This is a genomic window from Rhodococcus sp. EPR-147 (assembly GCF_001647185.1).
In the GTDB taxonomy this organism is placed as follows: domain Bacteria; phylum Actinomycetota; class Actinomycetes; order Mycobacteriales; family Mycobacteriaceae; genus Rhodococcoides.
Window position 1 is genome coordinate 20887 of sequence record NZ_LVCU01000038.1, and the last position, 11108, is coordinate 31994.

Below are 11108 nucleotides of genomic sequence, written 5' to 3' on the forward strand. Positions count from 1 at the left end.
CGAAAGGCTACCGGGCCGAGGACTAGCGATCCGACCAGGGATGGCGCGTTCCGGCGTAGTACGCGTCGTCGCCGTCGAAGAGCACCCGGACCGTCCCCTCGTCGCGGGTGAGGATCGGTAGAACCGGGGCGATCTCGCGGTCGTGGTCGACGACCTGTGCGACGGTGTCGAACCGAGACAGTGCGTCGAGTTGGCTCCAGGTGGGCGGAAGGAGGATGGTGTTCCCCGACCGCCAGTCCGCCAGTGCGTCACCGGTGGACCGCCAACTCACCGACGCCGCCTCGCTGGTCTCGCCGTCCGCATCCTGTCCCTCCGGCAGCACTGCGACGAAAAACCGGGTGTCGTACCGTCGAGCTTCGCCCACCGGGGTGATCCAGTGCGACCACGGCCGGAGCAGATCCGATCGCAGAACGAGGTCGTGGGCGGTGAGGAATTCGGCGAACGACACCTCACGGCGCTCGAGCCGACCCCGCTCCAGCGCGAACGGAGCGGTGTCGGCAACGATCGAATCCGGTGTCGAGCCGGCCAGCAGCACACCGCACTCCTCGAACGTCTCGCGCGCCGCGGCACACACCAGGGCCTGCGCCTTGCCCTCGTCGGTTCCGAAGCGCTCGGCCCACCACGACGGCGGCGGTCCTGCCCAGCGGACGTCCGCTGCCGCGTCCGAGGGGTCGACGCCGCCACCGGGAAACACCGTCATGCCACCCGCGAAGGCCATGCCACCGACACGTTCGAGCAGGAACACCTCGATGTCGGGTCGTGACAGGCCGTCACGAATCAAGATGACCGTCGAGGCGTCCCGGGCCTGTACGTGATCGGCAGCACTGTTCGAGCTCATGAAAGGGAACGTACCGCTGCACTGTGCAGCGGAGTCGATCGGTCCGCTCTATCGGCGGTGCGCCCCGGCAGCGCGGGTCCGCCGCGCGAAGAAGCGACCGTCGACGCGATCGAGTGCGATCGACTGACTGAACGCCTCGGTCAGATTCTCTGCGGTGATGACGTCGTCGACCAGTCCCTGCGCCACCACCCCGCCTTCCTTGAGCAGCAACGCGTGACTGAATCCCGGCGGAATCTCTTCCACGTGATGGGTGATCAGGACGGTCGCGGGGGCGTCGGGATCTGCAGCGAGGTCGGTCAGCCGCGCCACCAGTTCCTCGCGTCCACCGAGGTCGAGACCTGCCGCAGGCTCGTCCAGCAACAGCAGTTCGGGATCGGTCATCAGAGCGCGGGCGATGAGAACGCGCTTTCGTTCGCCTTCCGACAGCGTGCCGTAGGTGCGGGTGGCGAGATGCTCGGCACCGAGGCTCTCGAGCATTTCCACTGCACGCTCGGTGTCGACCGCGTCGTATTTCTCACGCCAGCGCCCCAACACCGAGTAGCCGGCGGACACCACCAGATCGGATACGAGTTCGTCGGCCGGAATGCGCTGCGCCAGCGAGGAGGACGACAGACCGATCCGCGGTCGGAGTTCGGAGACGTCGGCCTTGCCCATGACCTCGCCGAGAACGTGGGCGACACCGGACGTGGGATGAATTTCGGCCGCTGCGATACGCAGCAGGGACGTCTTTCCGGCACCGTTCGGGCCGAGGACGACCCACCGTTCGTCCAGTTCCACCTTCCAGGTGACGGGTCCCACCAGGGTCGCACCGCCGCGGCGGACGACTACGTCGGTGAAATCTACGAGCAGGTCGGGATCCGGTTCAGACACGACGCCTATCTTCCCGCACATCGACCGCGCATTCACGGCAGGATGTGCACGCGTGTCGCCCAATGACGATCTGCCTCGTAGCTCCCACCGGACCACCGGCGACGAGTCCGCCTCGAACCCGCCCGGATCACCGTTCCCACTGGGTGCCACCGCGTTGCCGACTGGCACGCAATTTGCAGTCCACGCACCCGAGGCCGATGGAGTCGAGGTATGCCTGATCGATCCGGACGGCGGCGAACGACGGGTGGAACTGAACACCCGGACATTCGGAGTTCGACACGCCTTCGTCCCGGGAGTGCGGCCCGGTGATCGATACGGCTTCCGTGCCCACGGAAGATGGGATCCGCACTCCGGGCGCCGGTTCAACGGTGCGAAGATTCTGCTCGATCCCGCGGCACGCCAGGTGATCGGAGCATTCGGAGACCCGTCGGCGTTGCTCGCCTACGAGGACGACCCGTTCGGTGCGCCCAGTTCTCGCGACTCGCTCGGCCACCTCCCGCTCGGCGTCGTCCGCGCAGCCCCCGATCGCGTCGGCCGTCCCGCTCGCCCCGAGGTGCCGTGGGACAGAACCGTCCTGTACGAGCTGCACGTGGGATCGTTCACGGCCCGCAATCCTGCTGTCCCCGAGCATCTTCGCGGTACGTACCTCGGCCTGGCCGAGCCGGCCGTCCTCGAACATCTCGCGCGCATCGGCATCACGTCGGTCGAATTGCTGCCCGTACACACCACATTCACCGAACCCGGCGTCCGTGCCAGGGGGATGCGAAACCACTGGGGGTACTCGACGGGTGCGTACTTCGCACCGGATCCGCGCTTCGCCGCCGTTCCCGGTGACGAGGTGGACGAATTTCGCACCATGGTCGACGCATTGCACGCTGCTGGAATCGAGGTGATCCTCGACGTCGTCTACAACCACACGTGCGAATCCGCGATCGACGGCCCCTCCATCAGCTGGCGTGGGCTCGATGCGCCCGGCTACTACCTGCTGGACGGACGCGGATCGGACGTCGATCTGACCGGCTGTGGCAACACTCTCGATTCCGCGTCGCCCGCGGTCGTGCGGATGGTGTGCGACAGCCTTCGGTACTGGGTCGAGGACATGGGCGTGGACGGGTTCCGATTCGACCTCGCCAGCACTCTCGGCCGACCCGGCGGTTGGCGATTCGATTCTCGCGCACCGTTGTTGACCGCCATCACCACCGATCCCGTCCTGGCTCGGGTCAAATTGATCGCCGAGCCGTGGGATGCCACCGGTGCCGGCTATCAGGTCGGCAACTTCGGAGTGGCCTGGTCGGAATGGAACGATCGCTACCGTGACACGGTCCGACGCTTCTGGGCGGGCCAGCACGGCGTCCGCGAATTGGCCTCGCGCCTGGCCGGTTCGGAGGACCTCTTCGCGAGCAGTGGACGCTTGCCATGGGCGTCGATCAACTTCGTCACCGCGCACGACGGGTTCACCGCCCGAGATCTGGTGTCGTACGACCGAAAGCACAACGAGGCCAACGGCGAAGAGAACAGGGACGGTACCGACAACAACTCGTCGGTCAACCACGGAGTGGAGGGTCCGAGCGAGGATCCATCCGTCGCCGAGGCCAGGGGACGCCATGTCCGGGCACTTCTGGCAACCCTGACGCTCTCGACCGGAACACCGATGCTCCTTGCCGGCGACGAACTGGGACACAGTCAGGGAGGCAACAACAACGCGTATTGCATCGCCGGGGATGCACCGGCGGCCGATGCCTGGGCCATCGACTGGGACAGTGCCGATCAGAACATGATTCGCTTCGTGGGTCGACTCCTTCGTGTCCGAGCGAGCGCTCCGACACTGCGTCAGCAGGAGTTCTTCACCGGCCGCGCGACACCGACCGGCCGACCCGATCTGGTGTGGTTCGATTCCGCCGGAGTCGAATTCGACACGGACCGATGGAACGACGATTCGGTGCGCACCATTCAGGCCTGGGTGGACGGTTCCGACGTCCGCTCCTTCGCCTCCGACGGCGGGCAGGTCGACGATGCCAGCTCGCTCCTCGTTCTCCATTCCGGAGGGCCAGCCGATATCGTTCTGGCGTGCCCGAGTTGGTCGTCGTCCCGGTTCGTTCCGGTTCTCGATTCCTCGAGTGTGGACGGTGTGCCCTCCGATACCACTGCGCTGGAACCGGGTTCGACGATATCGGTGACCGGATCGACGGTCCTCGTGCTGCGCAGCGCAGGCAGGTGAGTCATGAACAATTGCACGAGCGGACCGACTCCGAGCGCATAGAGAACCGTCCCGACGCCGAGCGTCCCGCCGAGCAACCAACCGGTGAGCACCACCGTGCACTCGATTCCGGTGCGGGTGAGGCGAATCGACCATCCGGTCCTGGCCACCAGACCGGTCATCAGTCCGTCTCGCGGCCCCGGACCCATCCCGGCACCGATGTACAGCGCGGTGGCGAACGCGTTGACCACGATGCCCGACACCATGGCCAGGGTCCTCACCGGGAGCCCGTCCAGGTCCGGCAACATCGCCGACGTCGTGTCCACCGCAACTGCGATCACCACCACGTTGCTCACGGTGCCCAGGCCAGGACGTTGCCGTAGCGGGATCCACATCAGCAGTACGGCCTCGCCGGGGGTCGCGGTGATGGTTCCGAAGCTGAGCGACAGGTGGCTTTCGAGCCCCTGATGAAAGACGTCCCACGGGTTGACGCCCAGTCCACCGGCGATCATGAACGACATCGACGCCCCGTACAGCCACAGCCCCACGTAGAGGGCAGCCAACCGAGCAGGGAGTCGGCGACCGGCTAGTAGACGACGTGGTGAGGTGAACATGCTTCCAGTCTCGGGGCTACTGGATATGTTCGGCATAGCCACTTGTACGACAGTGGACCCCAGAGCTACGGAACAGCGATGACGGTTGTCGAACCGGGTGCCACTTCGGTGAAGCCTGCATCCCGCACCGCGACGGCGCGACCGGCACGAACCTCGCCCAGTGCACGCGTCCATTGTTCCGGGTTCGCGGATCGGACCGAACATTCGAAGCCCGACGCAGCCCACTCGCGGCATTGCGCTGTGCTCATCGCACCCGCCAGCAGCATGGACGCGTGTCCCACCTGAGCGGCTGCCTTGCCCACCGTCATCGACAGGGAGGCGTCGACCCACAGCACCGGTCCGGCCGAGACCGAAGGTTCGTCGTCGGCCGACACGTCGGTTCCGCCGATCTGCAGCCGCTTGATCCGAGGATCCAGATCTCCGACCCGACCGGGCACGAACGCACGTGCCGACGCTCCCCCGACGTCGACCGTGACACCAGGAACGTCCTGCGCCGCACGCCACTGCGCACCGCGTGCACGTCGGGCAACCTTCCGGATGCGGGCCGACGTCCACTCGGTGAAGGCCTCGTTCCAGGACGCGTCCACGCCCACTCGTGGGTCCAGGCACAACGCAACGGTTGCTCGTGCAGCCGCCTCGAGCAACTCGCTGCGCAGGGGCGGATCGATCTTGGGGATGTGCAGCACCAACGGCATCGCCAGAACCTGTGCCGGATCTGCCGGGTCCTCCGCTCCGCCGTACCCACGAGCGAGCTCGGCGTGGCGCGAGACGAACGTGTTCTCCGGTGAGAATTCCTCGACTGCAGTCTCGGCCACCACATCATCCGATGTGTCGCCGGTCGTGGGATCGCCGGTCACGGGATCGCCGGTCACGGGATCGGGACGCGGCGGACTCCCCCATCCACTGCGTCCGCGGCTTCGATCTCGTTGCGGGTGACGCCGAGGATGAACAGGACCGCGTCGAGGTACGGATGGGAGATGGCGGTGTCGGCGATCTCTCGCAACGCAGGCTTGGCGTTGAAGGCAACCCCGAGGCCTGCTGCGGTGAGCATGTCGATGTCGTTCGCTCCGTCGCCCACGGCGACGGTCTGCTCCATCGGCACTCCCGACTGCGCCGCGAATTCACGGAGTGCGGTCGCTTTCGCAGCACGATCGACCACTTCCCCGATGACCCGTCCGGTGAGCTTGCCGTCGACGATCTCGAGAGTGTTCGCCTTGACGTAATCGAGTTCGAGTTCGTGAGCGAGGCCCTCGATGACCTGTCGGAATCCCCCGGACACGACGCCGCAGGCGAAGCCGAGACGCCGGAGGGTGCGGATGGTGGTTCTGGCCCCCGCGGTCAGTTCCAGACTTTCGCCCACTTCGTCGATGACGGATTCGTCGAGTCCCGCCAACACGGCGACCCGCTGTTCGAGCGACTCCGCGAAGTCGATCTCACCGCGCATGGCAGCTTCGGTGACCGCACGTACCTCGTCCTCGCGTCCCGCGCGGGCAGCCAACATTTCGATGACCTCACCCTGGACGAGCGTGGAGTCGACGTCGAACACGATCAGTCGCTTGGATCGCCGTGCGATTCCGCCGCGCTGCACGGCGATGTCGACGCCGATTCCGGCTGCGATGGCCGCGAGCCCCGTGCGCAACTGCAGGTCGGCATCCGGCGACGTGTCGGTCGCGGTCACCTGCAGTTCGAGGCCGGTGACGGGATAGTCGGCAATTCCGCGTATGGAATCGATGTTCGCGCCCTGGCGGGCGAGTTCACGGGAGATGGTGCTGAAAGCACGCGCTGTCACGGGTCGTCCGAGAACGACGACGACGTGGGTGGCCAAGCTCTGACCACCGCCCCGCGCGGTGTCGATCTCGACATCGACGTGAACGCCGACCGTCGCCATCGCGTCCTCGAGCTCCTCCTGGAGCGCCTCGGGATCGCGCGGGCAGGACAGGAGAACGCCCAGTGTCAATCTGCCGCGGATGACCACCTGCTCGACGTCGAGCAGACTGACGTTGTGCCGTGACAGTGCTGCGAACAGCACCGATGTGACGCCCGGCTTGTCGGGTCCCGTCACCGTCACCAGCACTGCGGTGTCGCTCGAAGTCACCGAATCTCCCTTTCGTGCACGGCCCCAGCGGCCGGATAGGTCTTCGTGTCACCTGTCGTGGACGAGCGAGCCCGAACACGCCACGAGATTGTCGCAAGCGAAGAGCCCCACCCGGTAGCCGGGAGGGGCTCTCGCTGCGCTGTGGACTACTTGGGGTCCGGGTCTCCGGATCCTTCGTGATCGCTGGTGGCGATCGGGGCCCGGCGGGCCTGTTCGAGTACTGCGGTGGTCTTACCGCCGTGTGCTCCCGGCCCGACGTGCGCTTCCGCGCGCATCCGCTCGACCATGTGCGGGTAGTGCAACTCGAATGCCGGACGCTCGGAACGGATCCGAGGCAGTTCGGTGAAGTTGTGTCGCGGCGGCGGGCACGAGGTGGCCCATTCCAACGAGTTGCCGTAGCCCCACGGATCGTCGACTGTGACGACCTCGCCGTAGCGGTAGGACTTGAACACGTTCCACACGAACGGCAGTGTCGAGGCACCGAGAATGAAAGCACCGACCGTGGAGATGACGTTCAACTCGGTGAACCCGTCCGAGGGAAGGTAATCGGCGTACCGACGCGGCATGCCCTCGTTTCCGAGCCAGTGCTGCACCAGGAACGTGGCGTGGAATCCGAAGAACGTCAGCCAGAAATGCCACTTGCCCAGAGCCTCGTCCATCATCCGGCCCGTCATCTTCGGGAACCAGAAGTAGATGCCGGCGTACGTCGCGAACACCACGGTGCCGAACACCACGTAGTGGAAGTGGGCTACCACGAAGTACGTGTCGGTGACCTGGAAGTCGATGGGCGGCGATGCCAGCAGAACACCGGTCAGACCACCGAAGACGAAGGTGATCAGGAACCCGATCGAGAACAGCATCGGCGTTTCCAGTGTCACCTGGCCTCGCCACATCGTGCCGACCCAGTTGAAGATCTTCACACCGGTGGGCACCGCGATGAGGAACGTCATGAAGGAGAAGAACGGCAGCAGCACAGCGCCGGTGGCGTACATGTGGTGCGCCCACACGGCGATGGAGAGCGCGGCGATCGCGATCGTCGCGTAGATCAGACCCGAGTAGCCGAAGATCGGCTTACGCGAGAAGACGGGGAACACCTCGGAGACGATTCCGAAGAACGGCAGCGCGATGATGTACACCTCGGGGTGGCCGAAGAACCAGAACAGGTGCTGCCACAGCAACACGCCACCGGTGGCCGGATCGAACAGGTGCGCGCCCAGGTGACGGTCGGCCGCCAGGCCGAGCAGCGCCGCCGTCAGCAGCGGAAAGGCCAGCAGGATCAGGATCGACGTCACCAGGATGTTCCAGGTGAAGATCGGCATACGGAACATCGTCATACCGGGGGCGCGCAGGCAGATCACCGTGGTGATCATGTTGACGCCACCGAGGATGGTGCCGAGACCGGCAACGGCCAGGCCCATGATCCACAGGTCCGCGCCGACGCCCGGCGAGTGCAGAGCCGACGTCAGTGGGGTGTACGCGGTCCAACCGAAGTCCGCTGCGCCACCGGGAGTGATGAACCCGGCCGTGGTGATCAGGGCACCGAACAGGTAGAGCCAGTACGAGAACGCGTTCAACCGTGGGAACGCGACATCGGGGGCACCGATCTGCAGCGGCAGGATGTAGTTGGCGAATCCGAACACGATCGGCGTCGCGTACAGCAGCAGCATGATGGTGCCGTGCATGGTGAACAGCTGGTTGTACTGCTCGTTGGACAGGAACTGCATTCCCGGTATGGCCAACTCGGCGCGCATCAGCAGCGCCATGAGTCCACCGACCAGGAAGAACGCGAACGATGTCGCGATGTACATGATTCCCAACACCTTGGGATCGGTTGTCGTCACCGCTTTGTGCAGGAACGACCCCTTCGGTCCCGTCCGCGGCGGGAACGGCCGAGCAGCATCCACCGCAGGTGCGGGCCTAGGCGCTAGGGCAGTCACAGATCCTCCTGATTGCGCGTCGGACCTCGAACCACGAGGCGACGTCATCTAGTCGTGCGCTCCTCGAATCGTAGACCTTCGGACCGACGCTTGCCGAACCGGTCCTACCGTGTGTCGTATTGGGCCCGATCGGCCGTGCCCGGATCGCGCGATCTGCCTGCGCTGTCGGCCTTTCCGGCGCAGTCGGGGACGCCGCGGGAGTTGCCGATTCCGCACGCTCCGCGGTGTCCGTTCGGGTGTTCTGCGACGGCCGCCTTCCGATACTGTGTGAGACCACCCGACCCGTCGAAGGAAGTCCCGCGTTGCCACTCCATCCACGAGTCCCCCGTTCGTGTGCGCCGCGCAGGATCGGTGCCGTCGCCTCCGTGTGCCTCGCCGCCGCCGTGGCGCTGGTCGGTTGTTCCGACTCCGAGGCGCAGGACGACGCATCCACCATCGTTCGCACCACCACGAACATCGCCGGTGCCGGAGTGGTCGGCAACAACCGGGACACCGCGGGTCTGTGCCCCGCACTGGCACCACTCGATCCGACCGGTATCGAGGGTGACACCAGACCCGTCGGACATGCCGAGGGCATCAGCGTCCTTCCGGCCGACCCCCAGCGCATCGTCGTGCTCGATGGCGCAGGCCTGGACGCGAGCTGCGCGGTCGGCATCTGGGAGCGCGTCGTCGGGGCGGCCACGATCGACCCCGATTTCCGGGGCGACGGAGACCAACCGCTGTACCTGGGCACCGGACTGGCGTCCGTTCCGTCCGTCGGGCCGGTGGGTTCACCCGACATCGATGCCATCGCTGCCCTCGACCCCGATCTGATCCTCGGTGCCGAGTCGCTCGGATCGACTACGTACGACGAGCTGACAGCCATCGCCCCGACCGTCTTCACCGCAACGGGGCAGGGTTGGAAAGACACCTTTCTGCAGTCCGCGGCGGCGCTCGGTCGCGGCCAGGCGGCATTCGAGGCACTCGCCTCGTTCTCCGCGGACGCCGAACGAGTCGGTCGTGAGATCGACGCCACCCAGACCCAGGCGTCCGTCGTCCGATTCGCGGCGGACTCCATCGAGGTGGACGGACCGAACTCGTTCGCGGGCCAGATACTCGACGAGGTCGGAGTCGGCCGGCCCCAGAGCCAGCGCGACGCCACGTTCTCGGTCGAGTCGGACAACCTCACGCCGGTCGAGGGAGACATCGTCTACGTGCGATTCGCGGGCCCCGACGGCGAGAGCTTCGGGCGCGAGGTGATGGACTCCGACGCGTGGCACGCTCTCGGTTCGGTCACCGACGGTCGGGTCTTCGCCGTCAACGACACTGTTTGGTCGGGCAGCGGCGTCGTCGCGGCACGGGCCGTTCTGGACGACCTGTCCGCCTCCCTGAACGCCTACGTCTCCTGACGCGATGCCGATTCCCGAATTCGTCCGTGCCCTGCGCAGTGTCGTCGGAACGTCGCCGTTGTGGCTGTCCGGTGTAAGCGCAGTCGTTCTCGACGACAACCGGCGCGTGCTGCTGACGCTGCGAGCGGACAACAACACCTGGGCCGTGGTCTCGGGAATTCTCGAGCCGGGCGAGGAACCCGCCCCGGCAGCGCTGCGTGAGATCGGCGAGGAAACCGGGGTGGACGCCTCGATCGAGCGCTTGACGAGCGTCGACGTGACGGAGCCGATCACCTACCCCAACGGCGACGTCGCGCAGTATCTGGACATCACGTTCCTCGCTCGATACACCGGCGGCATCCCGCATGTGGCCGACGACGAGAATCTCGACGTTGCCTGGTTCGCACTCGACGAGCTCCCCGAAAACCTCACGGCCACTTCGCGATTGCGAATCGAGAAGGCCATCGCCGACGAGCCGTCGGCGTGGTTCCGTCGCTGACTCCCGACCGCACCGAGGACACAGTTCGACCGAACCGCGTTGACCTGTCCCAGGGCCATCTCGACGCGAATCCGCAACCACGAGACCGGACAATCCAAGGTCAACGACGCCGACGGCAACCCGATCGAGATCTCCGCCATCGTCGTCTGGCAGGTCGCCGATACCGCACTGGCGTCGTTCCAGGTCGATGACTACGAGGAGTTCGTCGCCGTCCAGACCGAGTCCGCCGTCCGGCACATCGCCGGCAGCTACCCGTACGACGCCGAAGGGCGAATGTCGTTGCGGGAGAACGCCGACGAGATCACCGCCGCCATGTCGGAGGAGGTGCACGCACGGGTACGTTCGGCCGGTGTCGAGGTGATCGAAACCCGAATCAACCGGTTGGCCTACTCACCGGAGATCGCTCAAGCAATGTTGCGGCGGCAACAGGCAGACGCGGTCATCGCCGCCCGTCAGCAGATCGTCGAAGGTGCCGTCGGAATGGTGGAGATGGCGCTCGGGAAGCTGGAGGAAAAGCACGTCGTCGAACTCGACGAGGAGCGCAAGGCCACGATGGTGTCGAATCTGCTCGTGGTCCTGTGCAGCGACCGAGACACGCAACCAGTCGTCAACACCGGATCGCTGTACCAGTGAGCCATGGCCGTCGAGCGTAAGAAGATTCTGCTGCGGTTGGACCCAGCTGTGCACGACG

At 65.9% G+C, this 11108-nt stretch carries 8 protein-coding genes and 2 pseudogenes; 4 read left to right on the plus strand and 6 right to left on the minus strand.

Annotated elements, in window-relative coordinates; genetic code table 11:
* Positions 1 to 22 precede the first annotated feature (22 nt).
* Together A2J02_RS01445 and A2J02_RS01450 are read right to left on the minus strand one after the other, a co-directional pair.
* Positions 23 to 838 carry an NUDIX hydrolase gene (locus A2J02_RS01445; protein WP_068045806.1) on the minus strand — a complete coding sequence of 272 codons (816 nt, stop codon included), beginning with the start codon at positions 836 to 838 and terminating at the stop codon, positions 23 to 25.
* A gap of 48 nt (positions 839 to 886) precedes the next feature.
* Positions 887 to 1729 carry an ABC transporter ATP-binding protein gene (locus tag A2J02_RS01450; RefSeq protein ID WP_068045832.1) on the minus strand — a complete coding sequence of 281 codons (843 nt, stop codon included), beginning with the start codon at positions 1727 to 1729 and terminating at the stop codon, positions 887 to 889.
* A gap of 31 nt (positions 1730 to 1760) precedes the next feature.
* Here A2J02_RS01450 and glgX point away from each other — a divergent pair, with 31 nt between their 5' ends.
* The gene (gene glgX / locus A2J02_RS01455; RefSeq protein WP_068045809.1) at positions 1761 to 3926 is read left to right on the plus strand and encodes a glycogen debranching protein GlgX; all 2166 of its coding nucleotides are present in this window, start codon (positions 1761 to 1763) and stop codon (positions 3924 to 3926) included.
* Here glgX and yczE read toward each other — a convergent pair.
* From yczE to ctaD, 4 genes and pseudogenes are all read right to left on the minus strand, one after another.
* A pseudogene (yczE, locus tag A2J02_RS28525) lies at positions 3917 to 4519 on the minus strand (membrane protein YczE); the annotation flags it as partial. The gene glgX and the pseudogene yczE sit on opposite strands and share 10 nt — an antisense overlap.
* A gap of 65 nt (positions 4520 to 4584) precedes the next feature.
* Positions 4585 to 5391: a peptidyl-tRNA hydrolase gene (locus A2J02_RS01465; RefSeq protein WP_082898579.1), complete on the minus strand. Its 807-nt coding sequence runs from the start codon at positions 5389 to 5391 to the stop codon at positions 4585 to 4587.
* A complete protein-coding gene (serB, locus tag A2J02_RS01470) occupies positions 5388 to 6614 on the minus strand; it encodes a phosphoserine phosphatase SerB (RefSeq protein WP_068045812.1) in 1227 nt (408 codons plus the stop codon). The genes A2J02_RS01465 and serB overlap by 4 nt, the downstream gene beginning before the upstream one ends.
* 146 nt (positions 6615 to 6760) lie before the next feature.
* Entirely contained in the window at positions 6761 to 8551 is a 1791-nt protein-coding gene (gene ctaD, locus A2J02_RS01475) for an aa3-type cytochrome oxidase subunit I (RefSeq protein ID WP_068045815.1), read from the minus strand.
* A gap of 302 nt (positions 8552 to 8853) precedes the next feature.
* On the opposite strand from ctaD, the gene A2J02_RS01480 reads away from it, so the two are divergent.
* From A2J02_RS01480 to A2J02_RS01490, 3 genes and pseudogenes are all read left to right on the plus strand, one after another.
* Complete coding sequence (locus tag A2J02_RS01480; protein ID WP_082898592.1) at positions 8854 to 9939, plus strand: ABC transporter substrate-binding protein; 1086 nt, start codon at positions 8854 to 8856, stop codon at positions 9937 to 9939.
* Positions 9940 to 9943: 4 nt separating this feature from the next.
* Entirely contained in the window at positions 9944 to 10417 is a 474-nt protein-coding gene (locus A2J02_RS01485) for an NUDIX hydrolase (protein ID WP_068045818.1), read from the plus strand.
* Positions 10418 to 10456: 39 nt separating this feature from the next.
* Positions 10457 to 11050: pseudogene (locus A2J02_RS01490) on the plus strand (SPFH domain-containing protein); the annotation flags it as partial.
* Positions 11051 to 11108 lie beyond the last annotated feature (58 nt).